The 21,211-nt window shown below is 37.8% G+C and carries 18 protein-coding genes; 1 reads left to right on the top strand and 17 read right to left on the bottom strand.

Annotation, left to right across the window (positions count from 1 at the left end):
- Positions 1–7: 7 nt before the first annotated feature.
- The 3 genes from AB4482_RS21980 to gpmM form a co-directional block, all read right to left on the bottom strand.
- The gene (locus tag AB4482_RS21980; protein WP_017067158.1) at positions 8–331 is read right to left on the bottom strand and encodes a nucleotidyltransferase family protein; all 324 of its coding nucleotides are present in this window, start codon (positions 329–331) and stop codon (positions 8–10) included.
- Entirely contained in the window at positions 321–767 is a 447-nt protein-coding gene (locus AB4482_RS21975; protein ID WP_102397870.1) for an HI0074 family nucleotidyltransferase substrate-binding subunit, read from the bottom strand. Before AB4482_RS21975 ends, AB4482_RS21980 begins: the two co-directional genes overlap by 11 nt.
- A gap of 356 nt (positions 768–1,123) precedes the next feature.
- The gene (gene gpmM, locus AB4482_RS21970) at positions 1,124–2,656 is read right to left on the bottom strand and encodes a 2,3-bisphosphoglycerate-independent phosphoglycerate mutase (protein WP_372181699.1); all 1,533 of its coding nucleotides are present in this window, start codon (positions 2,654–2,656) and stop codon (positions 1,124–1,126) included.
- Between the two features lie 350 nt (positions 2,657–3,006).
- Between gpmM and wecA (AB4482_RS21965) the strand changes: the two genes are divergently transcribed.
- A complete protein-coding gene (wecA, locus tag AB4482_RS21965) occupies positions 3,007–4,071 on the top strand; it encodes a UDP-N-acetylglucosamine--undecaprenyl-phosphate N-acetylglucosaminephosphotransferase (protein WP_372181697.1) in 1,065 nt (354 codons plus the stop codon).
- Positions 4,072–4,303: 232 nt separating this feature from the next.
- Here the strand turns inward: wecA (AB4482_RS21965) and wecA (AB4482_RS21960) are convergent, their stop codons facing one another.
- The 14 genes from wecA (AB4482_RS21960) to wecB all read right to left on the bottom strand — a co-directional run bounded on the left by wecA (AB4482_RS21960) (position 4,304) and on the right by wecB (position 21,044).
- On the bottom strand, positions 4,304–5,383 hold the full coding sequence (wecA, locus tag AB4482_RS21960) for a UDP-N-acetylglucosamine--undecaprenyl-phosphate N-acetylglucosaminephosphotransferase (protein ID WP_372181695.1): 1,080 nt from the start codon (positions 5,381–5,383) through the stop codon (positions 4,304–4,306).
- 109 nt (positions 5,384–5,492) lie between these two features.
- Positions 5,493–6,716 (bottom strand): glycosyltransferase family 4 protein, encoded by a 1,224-nt coding sequence (locus tag AB4482_RS21955; protein ID WP_372181694.1) that lies wholly within the window; start codon positions 6,714–6,716, stop codon positions 5,493–5,495.
- A 2-nt stretch (positions 6,717–6,718) separates the two neighbouring features.
- Positions 6,719–8,347 carry a heparinase II/III family protein gene (locus AB4482_RS21950; RefSeq protein WP_372181704.1) on the bottom strand — a complete coding sequence of 543 codons (1,629 nt, stop codon included), beginning with the start codon at positions 8,345–8,347 and terminating at the stop codon, positions 6,719–6,721.
- A gap of 45 nt (positions 8,348–8,392) precedes the next feature.
- Entirely contained in the window at positions 8,393–10,513 is a 2,121-nt protein-coding gene (locus tag AB4482_RS21945; RefSeq protein WP_372181693.1) for a bi-domain-containing oxidoreductase, read from the bottom strand.
- 17 nt (positions 10,514–10,530) lie between these two features.
- Positions 10,531–11,583, bottom strand: coding sequence for an acyltransferase family protein (locus tag AB4482_RS21940; RefSeq protein ID WP_372181691.1), 1,053 nt, complete (start codon positions 11,581–11,583; stop codon positions 10,531–10,533).
- Positions 11,576–12,577: a hypothetical protein gene (locus tag AB4482_RS21935; RefSeq protein WP_372181690.1), complete on the bottom strand. Its 1,002-nt coding sequence runs from the start codon at positions 12,575–12,577 to the stop codon at positions 11,576–11,578. The genes AB4482_RS21940 and AB4482_RS21935 overlap by 8 nt, the downstream gene beginning before the upstream one ends.
- A 1-nt stretch (position 12,578) precedes the next feature.
- The gene (locus AB4482_RS21930) at positions 12,579–13,637 is read right to left on the bottom strand and encodes a glycosyltransferase (RefSeq protein WP_372181689.1); all 1,059 of its coding nucleotides are present in this window, start codon (positions 13,635–13,637) and stop codon (positions 12,579–12,581) included.
- Positions 13,634–14,752, bottom strand: coding sequence for an O-antigen polymerase (locus AB4482_RS21925; RefSeq protein WP_372181688.1), 1,119 nt, complete (start codon positions 14,750–14,752; stop codon positions 13,634–13,636). The genes AB4482_RS21930 and AB4482_RS21925 overlap by 4 nt, the downstream gene beginning before the upstream one ends.
- The gene (locus AB4482_RS21920) at positions 14,749–15,699 is read right to left on the bottom strand and encodes a glycosyltransferase family 2 protein (protein WP_372181687.1); all 951 of its coding nucleotides are present in this window, start codon (positions 15,697–15,699) and stop codon (positions 14,749–14,751) included. The genes AB4482_RS21925 and AB4482_RS21920 overlap by 4 nt, the downstream gene beginning before the upstream one ends.
- Positions 15,696–16,661 (bottom strand): glycosyltransferase family 2 protein, encoded by a 966-nt coding sequence (locus AB4482_RS21915; RefSeq protein ID WP_372181686.1) that lies wholly within the window; start codon positions 16,659–16,661, stop codon positions 15,696–15,698. The genes AB4482_RS21920 and AB4482_RS21915 overlap by 4 nt, the downstream gene beginning before the upstream one ends.
- Positions 16,654–17,391 (bottom strand): glycosyltransferase family A protein, encoded by a 738-nt coding sequence (locus tag AB4482_RS21910; RefSeq protein ID WP_372181685.1) that lies wholly within the window; start codon positions 17,389–17,391, stop codon positions 16,654–16,656. Before AB4482_RS21910 ends, AB4482_RS21915 begins: the two co-directional genes overlap by 8 nt.
- Positions 17,391–18,635 carry a flippase gene (locus tag AB4482_RS21905; RefSeq protein ID WP_372181683.1) on the bottom strand — a complete coding sequence of 415 codons (1,245 nt, stop codon included), beginning with the start codon at positions 18,633–18,635 and terminating at the stop codon, positions 17,391–17,393. Before AB4482_RS21905 ends, AB4482_RS21910 begins: the two co-directional genes overlap by 1 nt.
- Complete coding sequence (gene wecC / locus AB4482_RS21900; RefSeq protein WP_372181682.1) at positions 18,635–19,903, bottom strand: UDP-N-acetyl-D-mannosamine dehydrogenase; 1,269 nt, start codon at positions 19,901–19,903, stop codon at positions 18,635–18,637. The genes AB4482_RS21905 and wecC overlap by 1 nt, the downstream gene beginning before the upstream one ends.
- 16 nt (positions 19,904–19,919) lie before the next feature.
- Entirely contained in the window at positions 19,920–21,044 is a 1,125-nt protein-coding gene (gene wecB / locus AB4482_RS21895; protein ID WP_372181681.1) for a non-hydrolyzing UDP-N-acetylglucosamine 2-epimerase, read from the bottom strand.
- Positions 21,045–21,211: the final 167 nt, after the last annotated feature.

Below are 21,211 nucleotides of genomic sequence, written 5' to 3'. Positions count from 1 at the left end.
CGTTCGGTTACTTTAGTTTAATCCCATAAGTGTCAATATGGGCAAGTAGCTCATTCGATGTAATTCTATGTTTAACGAGCAAGTCAACCTTGAACGGAAGTGACGATTGTTCTAAACGATCTTGCAAGCCTGCGACGACACTTAACGAAATCCCATGCCCCTCGATAACAATATCGATGTCGGAGTTATCTTTATAAGTTCCAAGGGCTCTAGAACCGAATACCCAGGCATGAATGACTGCGGCATGACTCAAAACAATATCCTCAATCAACTGATACTGATGAGGCTTAAGGCCGACCGAGTCTGGTTTAACCAAATAACTATCGATCACATTTAACCTCTTGTTCGCATTGACCCTCTTGATCACATTTAAGCTTTAAATAGAGTGTGACTTGCCCTATCACTGGTGAAAATGACTCTAAGATCAGTGACTGAGCTTCAAGGACATTTTCCTCATCATAGGTGTGGGACAATAAATTTCGTTTTATGAGTGCTTCAAGCATAATCTCACACTGCTCCGAAGATAGGTGCTTAGCTTCTAAGGCTGTACGAAAAACGCTCCTCGGCGAAGCCACATCAAACCCTTCAAACTCAAGTAAGTCTTTAAGAGTCTTCCATGTAAGCTCAAAAGAAAATTCAAAGGTTTGTACTAACCCGGCTAGCTCTAACTCATTGTAGCTATCTTGTGAGCACGCTCTCTCAAGCCTTTGCTGCGCTTTCATTAAGTTTTGCAGTCGTTGCTTCCAACGGTATGGGTTTGAGTTCATATAAACAACCTAGAGGTAAGGTAAAAGACAAGTATAGTATGAGCCTTAAGCTACCTAATCATTCAAGAAATGTCACTCTTTCGATATTCATCAAGACCGTTCTTTTCGTCTTTTGTTTAAGGTCGTGCCCTTATGTTCTCCCCTGCATGTTTTTCTTACCCAATACCTGTCCTTAAGCTCTCGCTACTCGCTTACCCGCATCCCACATCCCGCATCCCGTATCTGCTCTTAAGCTCTTCTAATCCCGTATACTCGTATCTCGCATCTATAAAAAAGCCCGCACTTTGAAGTGCGGGCTTTCAGAATCGTTAAAGCTCAACGTGAACCGCTGAGCCAAACAACTATTTAACGACTAACTATTTAACGATCACGTCACCTGACATTTCAGCCGGGATTGCGATACCAGATAGAGAAAGCATCGTTGGTGCTAAGTCAGACAGCTTACCGCCTTCTTTGAACTCAACGTCTTTGCTGCCCACGTAGATAAGTGGCACTGGTAGGTTCGTGTGCGCAGTGTGGATGCCGCCCGTTTCTGGGTTTACCATCATTTCCGCGTTACCGTGGTCAGCGGTGATAAGCAGTTGGCCGTCCGCTTCTTTGATTGCTTCAACCACTTTACCCAGACATTCGTCTAGCGACTCTACGGCTTTAACTGCTGCGTCGTAAACGCCAGTGTGGCCAACCATGTCACAGTTAGGGAAGTTACAAACGATAGCGTCGTATTTGCCGCCTTTGATTGCTGCAACAAGCTTTTCAGTTAGCTCTGGAGCGCTCATTTCTGGTTGTAGGTCGTACGTTGCTACTTTTGGAGAAGCAACAAGCTGACGCTCTTCGCCTTCAAACTCGTCTTCTTTACCGCCATTGAAGAAGAACGTCACGTGCGCGTATTTCTCTGTTTCAGAGATACGTAGCTGCGTTTTGCCTTCTTTAGATAGCCATTCGCCATACGTGTTCTCTAGAGAAGCCGGTGGGAATGCACAAAGAAGTGGGATGTCTGCAGCGTATTGAGTCAGCATCACGAAATCGATCGCTGGGAATACGTTACGCTCAAAACCTTCGAAGTTAGGCACGAACGCACGTGTGATTTCACGAGCACGGTCAGCACGGTAGTTCATGAAGATAACCGCATCGCCATCAACGATAGCTGCTGATTCTTCGCCTTCCGCTTTGATTTCAGTCGCTTTTACAAACTCATCGTTTTCATCACGAGCGTAAGCTGCTTCTAGGCCAGCAACCGCTGTATCAAACGTGAATTCACCTTTCGCTTCGGTAAGCAGGTCGTAAGATTCTTGAACGCGATCCCAGTTGTTATCACGGTCCATTGCGTAGTAGCGACCAATAAGCGAAGCCACACGGCCTTTGCCTAGTTTAGCGAATAGATCTTGGAAACGCGCTAATGTGTTTTCTGCGCTACGTGGCGGCGTATCACGGCCGTCTAGGAATGCATGCAGGTAGATTTTCTCTGCGCCACGCTCTGCTGCCATTTCAACCGCTGCGTAGATGTGATCTTCATGAGAGTGAACGCCACCTGGAGACATAAGGCCCATGATGTGAACCGCTTTCTCAGCTTTCACCGCTTTATCAATAGCGTTAACTAGCGTTTCAGTTTGGCCGAACTCACCATCTGAAATTGACTTAGTAATACGAGTAAGATCTTGGTATACCACGCGACCCGCACCAATGTTGGTGTGACCCACTTCAGAGTTACCCATTTGGCCATCAGGTAGGCCTACATCTAAGCCAGAAGCCGAGATTAGCGTGTTAGGTTGGTTAGCAATAAGACCGTCTAAAACTGGAGTCTTAGCGTTCGCGATAGCGTTGTCTTGGTTGTCTTCACGGTAACCGTAACCGTCAAGGATCACTAGAGCCATTGGCTTCTTAGCTGACATAGGACTGACCTCGTTCAATTCAAAATAAATCGGTATAAAAACAAATTAGCGTAATTTTACTACAGTTTACAGTCAAAACTGTAGTGGAAGATCAAGAAAGGGCGCAGGTAGGATGATCGAATGTGAAAAAAAGCGTCATTTTGTGTTTAAGGGGCGCATAAACCTTGAGCAACAGTATTTAGGGAAATATCGCTGTCGTCATTCTGTAATAACACTGAGTTACATACTAAAACCCAATATCACACTCAAAAAACAACGAACAAAACATACTCAACTGAGTGTACACATTGATGGTTTTAACGTAAGATACACGCAAATAAAATTATCATAAAAACTGGCTAGAGTTCATTATGTTATTAGAGCTATCATTTGTTGGCTTCTTCTCCTTTTCCTCACTCTTTTTGATGAGAAAAGTGGCAAAATCCATTGGCTTAGTGGATAAACCGAGTGAGAGAAAGTTACACACTGGTGCGATCCCATTGGTAGGTGGTATAGCGATCAGCTTAACCATTGGCCAATTCATCGTTACCCATCCAGACGTCATCCCGCATAGCCCACTCTTTTTAGCTTCTGTTATTGCTCTTATTATTATCGGGGCGCTTGATGACAAATTCGACATTAGCTTCAAAATACGACTGGTGGTGCAAGCAATTCTCTCCCTCGGCATGATGTATTTCGCCGACATTCGATTAGATAACATTGGTAACCTGTTTGGTACTGGCGACCTGCATTTAGGCTTCCTGAGCCCTGTAGTAACCATACTCGCAGTGATTGGCGCGATTAACGCGTTCAATATGGTCGACGGCATTGATGGATTGTTAGGTGGGCTTGCTATTGTAACTTTTGGCGGTATCGCCGTTTTACTTCAAGTCGACAGCCAACATGGCTTAGCGTATTTATGCGTGGTGTTCATTGTCGCAACCATTCCTTATATCATGATGAATCTTGGTATTCTTGGGCGAGAGCGTAAGGTCTTTATGGGCGACGCTGGCAGCATGATGATTGGCTTTACTGTGATTTGGTTACTGCTGGGCGCAAGCCAAGATCCATCAGAAGCTATGATGCGACCGATTACTGCACTGTGGTTAATTGCTGTTCCGCTGATGGACATGGCTGCCATCATGTTCAGACGCGTACGCCGCGGTGACTCCCCTTTCAAGCCCGACCGTGAACACCTACACCACATCTTCCAACGCCTTGGTTTTACATCGCGTCAAACGCTCGCCATCATTTGTGCCATCGCAAGTAGCTTTGCTGGCTTCGGTATCTACGGAGAGTTCCTAGCGATCGCAGAATCGACCATGTTCATCCTGTTTATGATGTGTTTTATTTCTTACACCGTAGCCATGAGCTATGTTTGGCGTATTACCAGCTGGATTAGAAGTTGGCGCAACCTTCCAGAAAAAGTGTACTAGTGATTAGAAGTGTATTAATGGCTTAGGTTTTCAAGTGAAGATGATTAAGAGCAAAAGCACTCAAGTCTAAAACTTCTCAAGCTAAACGCAAAAGAGCCCAATCTCGATATAAGATTGGGCTCTTTTTCTATATTTGTCTTAGTTTGAGCTATTGTAACTTAACTGCTTTAACTCTCTAATTTACCCAGCTAAGCACTGCGATAGTAGACTTGTCCGTTAACGACACATCAAACTATTTCGCTTCTAACTTCTTCCATTTTCTTACAATCTTCGCCATTTTAAACGAGTGTGTCATCGCGTAGGTGTGGAGGAAGAAACACACAACAATGATGTAGAACATAATGTATTCTGGTACTTGGAAGTATTCGCCTAGTAACCCGAGCGTTGAGTACACCAATTGCACCAAGCAGATCACCACTAAAGATTCACGAGGCGTAAAACCGATGCGTTGCATGATGTGGTGAAAATGCTCGCGATCCGGTTTAAACGGAGAATGCCCCTTACGAATACGACGGATCATAATGGCCATCATATCAATCAAAGGCACCGCAATTAACCACAATGCCGTCACCGGACGAATCGTATAGTGGCCGTGTTCAGGCTGTGTTCCTCGGATTAAAATCCAGATCACGAGAAAGCCGATCATCATGCTACCGGCATCGCCCATAAACACTTTACGTAGTTTGCCAAAATACCCCAAATTAAACAGCACGAAGGGAAGTAAGATAACCACCATCACTGCCATAAAGAAGGTATAAAACTCAAGGCCATGGGCATAGAACAGCATACCTAACGAGGCAAACACCACTATGCTTAAACCACCCAATAGCCCGTCAATACCATCAACCATGTTAAAAGCGTTAATTGCACCGATCACAGCTAATATGGTAACAACATAATCGATGGCAACCGGAAAGTCCCAAACACCAAACCCAAACGCATTACCAACATGAGAAAGCGTTAGCCCGGTATAATGCATTACGATCAGCGTCAAGACAGCTTGCACACCCATGCGAAGTTTAAAACTGATATCGAAGCGATCATCTGCCACACCGATCAGCACCAGTATCGTTAAGCACGTGGCGATTACCTCTATGTTATTGATTTCTGACGCACTCACGTAGAAGAAGTACAACAAGGTAATACAAAGGGAAATACCGCCCACCAAAGGAACCACACCCTCATGATGTTTTCTAGCATTGGGTTTATCAACTAAGCCAATGGCATAGCCCACTTTGCGCATGCAGTACAACACCGCCAACGAAAGGAAGAAGAACAGAGAAAGTTCGACAAAGTATTCAAACAGTGACATTGGTTCAAGCCTTGGGGAGAGGAGAGGAGCTATGAGATTATGAATCAAATTGAACACATAAAGTCTAAAGGTGTCTCAACCCAATATTAAGTTGAGACTATTACCCTCTTTAGCCAACATGCTTTTCAAAAACAGAGACCATATCCGCCGCCATAATATCTCGGCTAAACTTAGGGGCAGCTTCTATACTGCTGGTTCGTACTTGCTGGTACAGTTCTCGGTCTTCATGTAGTTTTAAGATTGCAGCAGTAATTTGATCTACACTTTCACTTTCGACTACCAGACCTGAATTTGTCTCTCGAATAATAGCGGTGGCTTCCCCCTCTGGCACGCTCATTATTGTTGGGATCCCCATACCCATGCACTCGAAAATTTTAGAAGGGATAACAGTTTTAAAGAGATCGCTATTAACTAAGGGAACCAATGAAACGTCGCAAAGAGACCATAACTTGGGCATCATCTCTTTTGGTTGTCTATCAATTAATACTACATTTTTAAGTTGTTTATTTTCGACAAGATCAATAACCTTTTGTCTTGCTGCACCACCACCTGCAAATACAACCCGAATATCATCATTGTTTTGCAACCGTTCAGCTACATCCACAATATATTCTAGGCCATGCGCCATACCGTGAGTACCAATGTAACCGGCTACAAACTTACCTTCCAAGCCATATTGTTGCGCTAAACCAGCATCTTTGGATAAAGAAGGTCCATACTTAGTCAGATCAACGCCATTTAAAACAACCTCTATTTTTTCTCCATCCACGCCACGTTCAATCAACTCCTTTTTAAAGGCATGGGTTACCGAAACTATGGAATCGGCTCTTCGATATAAAAACATCTCTATTCTTTCTAGAATACGAATAGCAAAGCTGTCCTTCATAGCACCAACCGCTGTAATTGAGGCTGGCCATATATCGCGTAGCTCAAAAACAAACGGCTTTCTACGAATTGCTGATAACGCCCAACCGGCGCAAGCACAGAAGAACTGAGGTGAAGTCGCTACGATGACATCCGGTTTTTTCTGAACCAACCCTGCGATAAAGCCCGTTACCATGAATGACATGTAATCCAGAATACGTTTTACAAAACCTTCATTTGCAGTAATGAACGTTTTTACACGAACGACATTTATGCCATCGAGATTATGAGTTTGATACCAGCGGTTTTTAAACCCATCAAATACCTTACCTTCAGGAAAGTTCGGTGCGCACGTAATCACCGTAACTTTATGACCCGCTTTCACCCAACGGATAGCATGTTCATAAGTTCTGGTTGCTGGCGCATTACCTTCTGGCGGAAAATTATCAGTAAGAAAAAGAATATGCATTGCTACGCTCGCTTTAGAACAAAGTTGACTTCATTCTGCTTAAAATTTAATACCAGCTTTTTATTAGCTATCGATAAGCCAAATTCAGGATGCCATGTCGTCTCAAGTATCTTAATGCCAGCACCTTCAGCGTTAACCGTGTATTTAGTACCGTTCGGCAAATGGAGTCTAACTTGACTACAGTTATTTACCCCTTCCACTCTAACATCAGGATGGAGGTGATAGTGGGCTTCTGCGTGGTTATACGTACCCGTTAGGTTATCAATAATAAGTAAGTCACCTTCCGTTAGCTCCCACTTTCTAGTGTGCGTCACCTTTCCAGGCAAACGCATGTAACCATCATGAGAACATTCAACACGAATGCGACCTTCACTCTCTATGATGACTGGTTTGCTAGGATATGCACGTCTTGCTACGCGAAATCCACTCCAGACTTCAGATGAATCAATACCATCAACTAACACTGTGTTATGAACTTCAGTTTTACGCTGCCTTAGTCTTTCTTCGCTTAGCCCATAAACCGATGCTCCACTGTTTACAAATACTCGGTGGTTATCAATACTCAATTCAAATGAAAGTGTATCGGCATGAGCATGACCGGGGATGTAATCAGGTCCTACTTTTGCGACATCAATGATTAGCTTGTTAACTTGGTCTTTAACCACCACATAACCACTTTCCTTTAGATGGTTAACTTGATTTTTATTGCTGGTAGGAAGCTTTATCCCGATCGCTTCGGCATAGCGTCGCAAATCGGATAGCTTGGGAGCGATACCCATTGCAGAGTCATTAAAAAAGGAGACGTCACCATCGGGATGTTGCATTTGTTCAGACCATGACACCATTTTTCCAATGAGTTCATACCAGTATTGACTGGTCACTTTAGGAATCTTGTGTGTATAGACAAGGCTTAACTGATACAAATCAAGCATATCGGCAAGGATGGTGTTGTGATACATAGGCGTTAGTTCAAAATTACCGCCATCATCAAGAATTTGCTCTGGGATTTCTTCATTTAAAATACCTAAGCCACGCTTTAGCCATCCATCTGCTAATTCTCCCTCAAAATAACAACCGGAAAACAACAAAGCTTTTGCGTTTGCAAATAAGTGGTTGCCAAGTAAGTGGTATTCTAATTGCTGTTCTAAGGCTTGTACCTGCAATGATAAGCTAGCCAGCCATTCTTCTCTTGGTTCATTACCAGACAAGAACCATTTGATCCAATTTACCGATCTGAGTGAAATGGTATAAGGCTCCCACCCATTCCCGATCATCTTCGGGTTTTGTTCTATCCAAGTTTTAACTAAGCTATGATGAATGTCACTCCTGCCTTCCCACCCAGATTGATTTAAATCATCGAAGTAATGCAAATTATAAAGCCAAAGTTTAGCTTTTGTTGAGTCGTTCCAATCGCTAACCGTATCTACGACATTCAAAAACTTAAACTGACCATTGCCTTCATAGCATGAATTTAATACCGGAAATGTTTGCCAACCTGCTGTCGATACGTCGTTTAAGGTTACTTCTGGTTTTGTAAATTTAACCTTCGTGAACCGTCGTGAGATACGGTTACTGAATTGAATGGGCTTTAAGTACTTGAGAGTGTGGTAAAGCTTTAAGATTTTATTCATATCCAAAAAAGGGGCCTTAGCCCCTTATTACCCTTTACTGGTGATTTACTTTCTAAGTTGTTCTGCCACTTGACATGAAACCCTCGCAACTTCAATTATTTCATCAAAGCTAATCGGTGATGCAATGCCTTGTTTGATACTATCAACAAATGCCTTAGAACAATCATTTTGCCCTTTGTCTTGGCTCGACAATTTCATTTTACTAAACCCTTTCCAACCAAAACCAACCAGTTTTCTGAAGTTATCAAGTTGTAGGACTGCGTCATTGGCGAACACTTCAATGCGCTCTTTCGGAAAGTCTTTACCACCATTAGCAAAATAATGAATAGTACCGATTGAACCATCTTCAAATGACAGTGTGATACTCGCTTTGTCTTCACGAATAGCAACGCCAGGCGCATCACCCATGCACATGGCATTAAAGCCTGTAATTTTACACCCAGCTAAATGACGCATTAAGTCAATATAATGACATGCTTCACCGATAATTCGCCCACCACCTACTGTAGGATCTTGGGTCCAATGATCAGAAGGGATATCACCAGCGTTCATTGTCATGATGAACGTTTTAGGGCCTTTAACAGAAGACAAGAGCGCTTTCATTTTGACAACATGTGGCGCGAAACGTCGATTATAGCCAACCATGACTTTAGGTTTAGTTTGGCTTTCATTAAAGGCGTTTTCAATAAGGTCGACTTCAGACTCAGCAAGCGCTAAAGGCTTCTCGACAAACACGTGCTTTTCAGCGGTAATAGCATCAATAGTTTGTTGAGCATGCAGATTGTGCTGCGTTGCAATAACAACTGTATCGATAGCTTTATCAGCTAACACATCCGTATAGTCTGTTGACGCTTTAGCAAAACCTTGCTTTTTCCCATGATGAACAGCGCTCATACCAGCACTAGTTACAACAGTATTTAAGCTTGCACCTGCATTTTTAAAAGCGGGCATCAAAACACGTGACGCATAATTCCCTGCACCGATGAATGCGCAAGACGCGGAAGATGGCGATGAAGCAATTTCAGAATTTAAAGTGACAGAGCGAGCAGTTAACACTGCAGTGTCGTTATTTGGATAATCGAGAACAATACCTAACGATGATTTGTCGTCTAGGCATTTGTATGCTTCTAGCGCGTCGTCGATCGCATATCGGTGGGTAATAAGCGGTTTAACATCCAGAGCTCCAGAAGCCATCATATCCAAAACAGCTTCGAAGTTTCGCTGTTCTGTCCAGCGAACGAAACCAACAGGATAATCGTTCCCTTTGTCTTCGTATTCAGTATCATAACGACCTGGGCCATAAGAACAAGACACTTGGAATGTAAGCTCTTTAGCAAAGAAATCGGCGCGAGAAATCTCTTGCCCAATAACACCGACAAGCACAATGCGGCCACGTTGACGACACATTGTTGCAGCTTGGCTTAATGGTTCACTACTTTTTGTTGAAGCGGTAATGATAACGCCATCAACACCACGACCACGGGAAAATGCTTCAGCCGCCTTAATTGCATCTTCGCCTTTAGACAAATCCACTGTTTCAGCACCAAGTTGTCGTGCTAACTCACATTTAGATGAATCAAAATCAATACCTAGTACGCGACAACCATTTGCTCGAAGTAATTGAACTGTAATCAGTCCAATTAACCCAAGACCGGTAACAACTACGCATTCACCCAGTGTCGGATTAATAAGGCGAACACCTTGTAGACCTATAGCACCTAAAACCGTAAACGCTGCTGATTCATCGTCAACATTATCTGGAACCTTAGCACATAAGTTTCTAGGAACTCGGACTACTTCAGCATGATTACCATTAGAAACTACACGCGTACCCACGTCAAAGCTTGTCCCTGCGTTATCAAGAACGGTTCCTACATTGCAGTAACCTAGAGGAAGGGGCTGATCAAGCTTCGACCGCACCGCATCTACCGTCGGCATCAAACCATCAGTTTTGATTTTACCCAATACCATTTTAACTTTGTCGGGTTGTTGACGTGCTTTGTCGATAAAATTAGCTTTGCCAAAGTCAATTAGCATACGCTCCGTACCAGCTGAAACTAAACTTTTGCTTGTTTCGATCAACAAGTAATTCAACTTTGATTGCGGACATGGTACGTCAACCAAAGAAGTCTCACCATTACTAATATTTTGTAAGATTTGTTTCATAAAAAAACCTGCAATAACTAAAATTTTGACATAATGTATTTTCTGAAAACTTGAGTATTACGTTCAAAGAAGTAATAAAAAATCAAAGAAATAAATATAGAAGAAAATACAACGATTAATAGATTAAAAATACTCCAATACGTTATCGAGTTAAACTTTACAGGATATAAAACATTGGACAAATAAAAGAAAAATGGATAGTGAATTAGGTACAAAGTATATGAAAATGACGCTAGTCTAGTTCCGATTTTTTCTAAATAGATAGAGAACCCATTTACAGGAATAGATGAAGAAGAAAAAGCAATAAATAAAGAAAAAGATAGCGACAAAAAAATCTCAATTAATGGATAATAATCAAATCCGGCTTTCCCTCTTAAGAGTAAACTAGCGGTGATACAAGTGAAAAGAGACAAAGCGACTAGGGGACCATTCAACTTCATATCGCGAAAATACACGTAAGATATAACCCCTCCACCCCAAGCAATGACGTATTGTAGCTTAAGATTAGATATGATAAATAGCGAAAAAATTAGCAAAAAAAACAGTAACAACCTAAAATTAAAACTACTAATAATGATGAGTGTAGCGAATAAACCAATAGCCATATAAAACCACCACTCATAAGCAAGACTCCAGAGAGGTCCATTATTAATATAAACATCAGAGAAAGAACCCTGGAGCATAAGAAAATTACTAAAAACATTTAGAAACATAAATTCATTTAAAGTAAAATACATTGCGACCAAAGAAAAAACCAATGCTGGGAAAAGTGGAAGATATATCCTTGTAAATCGGTCGACAAAGTACTTTCGAGCATTAAAGGTTTTATTCTTCATGTCAACAATAAGTCGCCCACCAACAAAATACCCACTCATAACAAAAAAAATCAATACAGCTTCATGGCCTAACCGGGTAATAACAAAAAATATAAAGCTAAAAATATTTTTTGAGTCAAGACCAACGCTTCCCCAATCAACAAATAAGAACCCTCTAGCATGTGTAATAACAACAATAAATGCAGCCAAAAACCTTAGCCAATCCAACCAGTAGTGTTTTTCTAGTTTAACCATCATTAATTCCAGTGATTAAATGTTCAAGCTTTGACCATTCATGCTCAAATATCTTAGAGTCAATATAAATATTTGAATTAGAAGCCTCAAATTTAACATTACTTACAGCGTTAAAATCTATCAGTCGAATAGAACTTGAGATTCCAAGTGTATCTACAAAGTAATTAGAATAATTAGCCTTCTGCACATAGCAAGCTTTGTTAAAACTAATAAATTCAAAAATAGGCAAACCAATTGTTTCCACTTTAGATGGGAAAAGCATAATATCGCAGTGATTGTAAAGTGTAAATAGTTGATCTTTTGATAACAATCCAATAAAAAATATCTTATCACTAAAGAAATCGATTGGTTTATCCGATGTAACAACAACTCTCAATCCTTGATTGTAATAGTAATCGATATTATCAAGTATTGCTTTAAAGTTCTTATGCTCAGCTTTTGTGTCATAGTACGGGATTATAGCCATACTATTGTCACCTTTAAAATCTATAAGCTCTTCGTTTAAAACTGATTCATCTTTAACATAACTTGTATCGATACCGGGCCAAACAGTGTGTACACGGTCATCCTTAATGGAAAAAAAATCAACAAATTTTTTTTTAACTAAATCGGTCTGAACAATAAAATAACTATTTTTCTGAAAACGTATACAGAACCTATATAATAAAGTTTTTAACTCAACTTTATTGAACACTTTACATTGGTGAAAATAAGTTATCCTTTTCGCTTTTGTAAAAAATGCATTTATATTAGAAAAAGAAACTATTTTTGTAGCTTTATAAAAGTACGAAATAAATCCAATAGTAAAAATAGAAAAAAAGAACGCTTCAAAGCCGGACTTGGAAATCATTTTAAGATTAACATTACTGTTTAAATTAATGCTCTCGGACCACTTTGGAGCATAAACCACATAATCATTATCTCTATCCAGGTTAATGAATTTTAAATATGATTCTGCAATTGTTCTCGCCCCACCTTCTTTAGCAGAAACCATGTTAACTATTATCAAACCCAACCTCTCGATATATAATTTCGCACCCTACGGACGGATGAATAGATCTTATAGCTTGCTGTGCAATAACATCTTTATCTAAACTTATACATTTTTCAATTGCATCATCAAACTCACTTACAGAAATTTCATTTAGAACACACCCAAAATTAGAGTTTGATCTTAGTAAAGAACTAGCACCTGTTTTTTCTGAACATATAACAGGTACACCGTACAATAAAGACTCGTTTACAACAGCTCCCCAACCCTCATCGCCATCATTAATAAGAGCTAAAATTGATGCATTTTGAAAAACATCAGCTATTTTCGAATTTGATATCATGCCCATCATATGAACTCGCTCTTTGAGGTTTAGAGTCTTAACCCTTTCAATAATCTCTTCAGCTAAATAACCATCACCGTAAATATTAAGGTTTACGTCCCATCTAGACTTACTTATTAAATCAATTAATTTAATAACGCCCTTACCTTTTACCAACCTACCAAGGAAAACTATAGAAATAACGTGACTATCTAGCACTTCAACTTTAGGAACAATCTTTTGGGGGATTTTTGTATAGTATTTAAAAGGAACAATTTTATTGCTGTCAATACCAAGTGAACGAAACCACTTTTCACCTTTGTCTCCAATAGCAAAGACTTTACTTATATTTCTCTTATACAGAGTTGCATAGAAGAAATTTTTAATCCATCGAGGAACTAAAGTAAGAGGTTCAGAACTTCCTCCCTCAGAGTATATATATACTTTAGTTTTATTTTTCCTAGCTAATTTCATTAAAAATCTAGTATTGGTACAGATACAGAGACCACTAATTATATTAAAAGGTGTTGACAAAAAAATAACAGTGAGTTGATCAAACGTAACATTACTCATCACTTTGATTCTCTCATCTAACTTTTCATCTCCCCAACCAGAAGTTTCATGTCTATCGCTTTCGTTCAAAATAACAATTGTAACATCAGCACCTTTATTTACGATCTCATTCAACATTGGGACCTGATGCGGGCTAATGATAGGCTGGTAAAATATTATCTCTTTCAAAATTCACTCTCAAAAATTTTATTATTACCCGTTATAGAAGATCCTATAAGAAGATAAAAAAACAATGATATTGGATTTCCTACGCCGAGTAAGTACGCTTCCGATATAGAAAGAAAAAAAATTGAAGCTAATACCATTTTATCTTTTATTCTTTTTTGCTTTAGATATAAAAAGAACAATAAAAGTATAAAAACTAACGTTCCCAAAATACCACTCGAAGAAAGTAAACTTACATAAGTACTTTCAGATAAAACAATAAAATTACTATGGTCTCCATCACCAAAACCTAAACCAAAAAAAGGAGAATAGAAGAATGCAGATAACTGGGAAAGGAATGATTCAATTCTATTATCTAACGTCAGCTCTCTATAGGAAAAACCGATATCAAGAAAGACAATAAGAAAAACACATAAGCATAGGAATGTAACTAAAAATGCAACTTTCTTAACACTAATGAAATATCCGTAATAATATAGAAACAGAAATGAAGATAACACCAATGTAACCAAACCACCTCTACTCTGTGTAAAAATAATACAGAAAAAAAATAAGACGCAAAAGGAAACATACTTAATTTTCTTTTGTTCTTGAGCTAAACAAGCATAATAAACCAATGCAATAGCTGAGATACCTGACATCAAATTGGGATTATTGAAAAATCCACTATATCTATGACCAATAGGCGTTATACCAACACTAGAAGTTAACACACTAATTAAAATCATAATGAAAATTGAGCTTACAAATATATCTACGATATTTATACCTGAACCATAATTACTTAGTATCAGGCCAATCAGCCGGCCAAAAAACAAGCAAAAAATAATTAGCGCTATTTTCCCGAAGGTGCCCATAGGATCAACATTATAAATAAAAGCAGATATTGCTTGAAATATCAGAAAGAGAAAAATACAAACAGATACATTATCAATCTTCAAAGTTGATAAAAAGGAAAATATTAATGATATAAGCATAAAAACAATTATCAAAAAAGGCCATTTGATAGTATTAAAAAAACCACTAATCCCTAAACTATCGCTACTTAATGATAACGCGAAAACAAAAAACATCACATATAATAGATGTCGAAATGTATCTAGTTTAAATATTTTCATTTTCTTCTATTTCTTTCAATCACTCTATTTAGTATAGAAACATTACCGTATTGAGGTCTCATTTTTTGACTGGTGTATAAGCTTAGTAAACTTCCGGAAATTTTATTCCGATGTGCTCTTCCAGAAATATACCCCTTGAAGGAGCTTATTACTAGCATTTTCACACCTGACAATATTGATATGTCTTTATTGAACTTGACATTAACTATATGGGATATTGAATATCTAATAGCAAACTTAAACGATACTAGCAAAGGAAAATGTTTTGCTATTACCCTTATGTAATTATAAATCCATTTTGAACGTCTTGAAAACCCTTCACTACCACTACGAATACGGCAATAATGTTCAACGATACAGTCATTTAACAATTCAATATTATAACCTGCTTTCCTACATCGTATTGAATAGTCAAGCTCTTCTCCCCCAAATTCACACATTTCATCAAGACACCCTATATCATTAACAACATTACGGTTAATAACATGCCCAGCACCGTGAAAGTTTGAAATATAATTCAATGATACTAAATCGTCAGAAAAACATAATCCAGTATTCATATTTTTCACGTTGAGGGCAAATATACCTGTTTCATTTGGTATAGATGTAGCATCTAATAATAGTTTCATAGATTCCTGAGGTAATATAGAGTCGTCATCCAATATGACAATCCAATTTCCACGAGAAGCGTTTAGACCACAGTTTCTACCTTTTGCAACGCCTAAATTTTCGTTATTTTTGATAATTCTAAAATTATCATTATTAATATACCGCCTCAATAAAAGGTCTGTTTTGTCCGTAGAATTATTGTCTACGACAATAATTTCAAAGTTATTGTCACAGTGAGAACAATCAGTTACATTCCCAATGCAACTGTAAATAGCATCGATATTCTTGGCTATTATATCATCTCGATTAAAAGACAAAATCACAAATGAAATATTCATTTTAACAACCTGACTTTTTGTATAAAACGTCTAACTTGACGCATAATGAAATTCATAATATTAAAAATTAAGTTATATTTAAAAACAATCCGTATATATTTTGGTACTCCCATATCAATTAATGATTTTTCGATATCTTTTTTACCTATTTTTTTTTCAAGAAACCTTTTAATATCTCGAGAGTAAGGTGACCCAGAAAACTCCTGAGAATACAAATACTGAACTTGATGATATATTAGTTCATCTTTCAGTGGTAATGCTGAACTTTCACTAAAATCAATAACATATTTAAAAGATCTATAACTATCATAGAATTTAATCTTAGAAGGTGTCGCTGTAACACTATCTTTATGACGTCTGTAATAATGAATAACATCTGAACAAACAGTAACAGAAGACGACTTTGCTATTATTTGGCAAATTATCATGTAGTCTTCACCAACTTTTAGTTCATAATCATACTCTAAACAATTGAATAATTCTCTTCGATACAAGGAAGGCCAGAGCGTGAAAGGGAGACTGCACATTAAAAATTGAGAAAAAGGTTCGTTGTATATTCCTTCTTTATATTTACTTTTTCTTGAACTTCCATAACCGAATGATTTTGATTGTCCAATTACAATATCTGAATTATTTTCTAAATAATAACTTAATAATATATCTATAGCTTTTTCATCTAAAATATCATCACTATCGAGAAAGAATAAAAATTCCCCATTGCAATTTTGTATGCCATTTTCTCTTGCCGTAGTAACGCCTTGGTTTTTTTGATTTAAAATTATGATATTATCACTATTAATGCTCTTTACTACTTCGAGAGTTTTGTCATCACTACCATCATCAATAACAACTATTTCAACATTATCATAAGTCTGATTACAACACGACATTAGCGTATCTTTGATATATTTTTGAGCATTATAAGCTGGTATTATAATTGACACTTTCGGTTTTCTATGCACTTTTAATAAACCTCTTTATCCTAACAAGCAGTTTAAGTAACTTTGAAGGCATATAAACCTTTATTCTTGAGTCAAAATAATTATGCTTATTGTATATATGCTGCTCCCACCCAATATGAGACACAGCAGATTCATTTAGAAAACATAGGTATTTACTTTTATCTAAATAAAACTGGCTTATTTGCAACTCATGTCCAATAGATTGATAAGGACCATTATCTTTATAATCACCAACCCGTATGACTGATGGGTTAAATGTAAAACCTGCCCAACCATGATTTGTTTTATCAGATACGCAAAAACCTAAGTTATTAATAATTTTCATATTGGTTATCTTCTCATAAGGACAATGTTTCGCTAAATCTTTTTCGTAATCTCTAAACGAAACACACACAACCTCCTCATGGTTGGATAATATTTCTATAGAATCCTTTATGAATCCAGATCTATAAAAAAACCAGTCATCCTCACAATGAAAAATATATTTAGTTTTAACTTCAGAATAAGCCTTATCTATGCTTCTAATTTGACCAATATTTTTTTTATTTATAATTATTTTAAAATCTGAAGAGTATTTCTTAATTATTTCCTTCCCAACATTTCTCTTACCTGAGTCATCGATAATTATTTTTTCTTCAAATTCAAATTCATCTACTGATTTTAAGCTTTCTATAGTTTTCGATAGTAAATCTAATCTTCCACAACTCGTTATAACCAAGGTTATACTCATTATCTTATTACTCCTAACCGGTTAATATTGTTCAGTAATTTACGATGTTTTTTATTAAAAAGAAAAAAACCATAGTTTGCAAAAAAGTAACTTATTACCGTACCTATTGCGGCGCCTTGCCCACCAAAAATAGGAATCAAAATCAATCCTAATACTATATTTATTAAACATGCCACGCTAGTTTTATTAAATTCTGCCTTGTAATCTCCGGTTATAATTAGGTATTTACCTGTTACTGGTCCTAAATATACAAAAGGAAGCACTAACACTAACCACTTAAAAATATCAACCCCTTCATGAAAGTCCTTATCAAAAAGACCCTTGAACAATTCATCACCAAAAGCATATATTAGCATTACACATATAGTTGATATTAAAATTAAAAAACCTGATAGCTTGGATACTTCCTCATGAAATAGCGCTTCGTTACATTTATATAATTGATTTAATTTATTAAAATAAACCGACATAACTAACGAACCAAAAAAATATAAAGGGGTGACTACCTTTAAAGCAGATGAGTATACACCAACTTCTGTATTCCCTTGAATTACACCTATCAAAAACACATCAATTTGTGTGAATATTGATATTACAATTGATGACATACACAAGGGAAAAACTTTCAGAAAAACATGTTTTGATTTTTCCAAGTTTAACTTAATAGGGAAGTATTTATATTTATCAAAATACACCCATGAAACTAACAATGTCATGAATTGTTCTAGAGCATAACTAAAAGCAATGTAAAGCAAACCTAAATCATAAAATATACATACACACCTAAACATAGCAATAACAAGTGCTACTACTATATTTATAATTGCATACTTATCCATTAATCCTTTACCTTCAAATATATCATGATATATATTGAAGGCAAAAATAAAGCGAGCCAATACAATTATTGCTATAAGGCTAGCTAAATTTTCTTTAGAAAAAACAATTAGAACTACTGCTACTACTACTGATAATAAGATACAACCCAACATTCTTAAAAATAATAGAATTGATTTTATTTCATTAATGTTATACATACAACTAGTATTACTCATAACTTTGGCGTAATGAGACCCAATACCTAATGTTGTTAAGAACGTAAGCATTCCCACTGTATTTATAGCAAAAGCTAATTGGCCTTGTTCATTCGGTCCTAAATAATTTATTATATATATACCAACAGTCAGGTTCAATATTATATTTATAATTCTGAATAGTAACTGAAGTAAAATATGCTTAGACATTAGAACAATCCAATTGTATCTACAATTATCGATTTAGGCTTATCCAATGTTAAAAACCCTCTATGCTTAACTAGATATACATGTATATCTGCAGTTTTTTGAGCATACTCCATACTAACTAATTCAAGTTCACTAATCTCGTCAGGTAGTTTTTTTAAATTATTATCCACAACAATAATCTTACTTTGACTAGTTTCATTTAATTTTTTTACTATATCTAAAGCAGGACTTTCTCTCAAATCATCAATATCAGGTTTAAATGTTACTCCATAACAAGCGATTATTATATCTTTAGCTGTTTTTGACGAGTTCGTATTGAGAAAATCAGCAATGGCCAATTTTATTTTATTAATAACCCATTCTGGTTTTGAATCATTTACTTTACGACCTGTATGGATAATCTTAGCTTCTTCCGGAGTCTTTGAAACAATAAACCAAGGATCAACAGCAATACAATGGCCACCAACCCCAGGTCCCGGCTGTAAAATATTAATACGAGGGTGTCGGTTTGCTAAAGAAATCAATTCCCATACATCAATGTCTAACTCATCACAAATCATCGACAGTTCATTGGCAAATGCAATCTGTACATCACGGCAACTGTTTTCCGTTAACTTTGCCATTTCTGCAGTGCGTGCATTGGTAATGACACAATCACCCATAACAAAGGTTTTATACAACTCTACACTACGCTCTGAACAGCGCTTACTCATACCACCAATTACGCGGTCATTTTGTACAAGCTCGGTAACAACATATCCTGGTAAAACGCGCTCTGGGCAATGTGCAACATTAACATCTGCACTTTCACCATGCGTTTGTGGGAATGTTAAATCTGAACGCGCTTCACTCAACCACTCAGCCATTTGCTCAGTGGCACCGACTGGTGATGTCGACTCTAGTATAACTAAATCACCTTTTTTAAGTACTGGCGCAATAGCTTTTGAAGCAGCTTCGATATAACGCAGATCTGGCTTTGGAATATCACCTTCATTTTCTACAGGAAGAAATGGTGTCGGAACTGCGATCAAAAAAGCATCAGCAGCCTCTGGAGTCGTAACCGCTTTTAAGTAACCTTGTTGTACAGCTGCGCTTACCAACATATCTAAATCTGGTTCTACGATATGAATCTCACCACGGTTAATCGTATCTACTGCATTTTGGTTAACATCGACACCAATTACTGTTTTCTTACGGGATGCAAACATCGCTGCTGTCGGTAGCCCGATGTAACCCAAACCTACAACTGAAATTGTTTCAAAAGACATAATTTAAATCCAACTCTTAATTTTCTAATTCGTTCAAAATTCTTTGGCAAGCTTTACCGTCACCGTATGGGTTGTGCGCAAAACTCATCGCTTGATAGGCACTTTCATCCGTTAGTAGCTGATTCAAATTATCAACAATCATGTCAACATCAGTACCTACTAACTTAACCGTACCCGCTTCAACCGCTTCTGGTCGCTCGGTTGTATCTCGCATCACTAAAACAGGTTTTCCTAACGACGGGGCTTCTTCTTGAATACCACCAGAATCAGTCAAAATGATGTGCGCACGGCTCATTAAGTAGATAAATGGTAAGTATTGTTGAGGCTCAATAAGATGAATGTTATCGATGTCAGCCAGAATACGATTAACAGGTTCACGCACATTTGGATTAAGATGCATTGGGTATAAGATTTGCGTATCTGGATGTGCTTTTGCGGTAATTGCCAGCGACTCACAAATACGCTCAAAACCACCACCAAAACTTTCACGGCGATGCCCTGTTACCAAAATGAGTTTTTTGTTTTCGTCTAAGAAAGGGAACTGAGCAGAAAGCGTAGCGTTCAAATCACTGTCAGATTCAATTTTGTCTTTCACCATCAGTAACGCATCAATTACGGTATTACCCGTTACTGAAATATCTTTCGGATTGAAGTTTTCTTTCAGCAGGTTTTCTTTTGACGTTGTCGTCGGCGCAAAGTGATATTTGGTTAACGCCCCCGTTAAACGGCGATTACCTTCTTCAGGCCACGGCGAGTAAATGTTACCGGTACGAAGACCTGCTTCAACGTGTCCTACGGCGATTTGTTCATAATAAGCCGCTAAGCTTGCAGCAAATGTTGTTGCCGTATCGCCATGCACTAAAACCACATCAGGTTTGAATTCTTCTAAAACAGGTTTAAGCTCTAACAAAATACGCGCGGTCACTTCGTTGAGTGTTTGACCGGCTTTCATTAAGTTCAAATCATAGTCTGGCGTGATTTCAAACAACTCTAATACTTGGTCAAGCATTTCACGGTGCTGAGCAGTAACACAGCACTTTGCTTCAAAGCGAACATCGGCCGCTAAAGCGTGAACCAGAGGTGCCATTTTGATGGCTTCTGGGCGTGTGCCAAAAACCGTGAGGATTTTTTTCTTAGTCATTTTATGAAATTCTCAACCGAGCGGTGCAATTAAAGAAGTGATCTTTTGTGAGTTTTTACCTCAGTAATAAAAACGTACTGAGACACTTTTTATTCATTTTGAGACAGTCTATTTTCACCCATCCCTTATAAAACCTAGATTTTGCTTACAGGGCAAGATTACGAAGC

The sequence above is a fragment of the Vibrio sp. 10N.222.55.C7 genome (assembly GCF_041473335.1).
Taxonomy (GTDB): Bacteria; Pseudomonadota; Gammaproteobacteria; order Enterobacterales; family Vibrionaceae; genus Vibrio; species Vibrio crassostreae_C.
The sequence above is the reverse complement of the archived record's forward strand: the minus strand, read 5'-3'. Positions and strand labels throughout refer to the sequence as shown.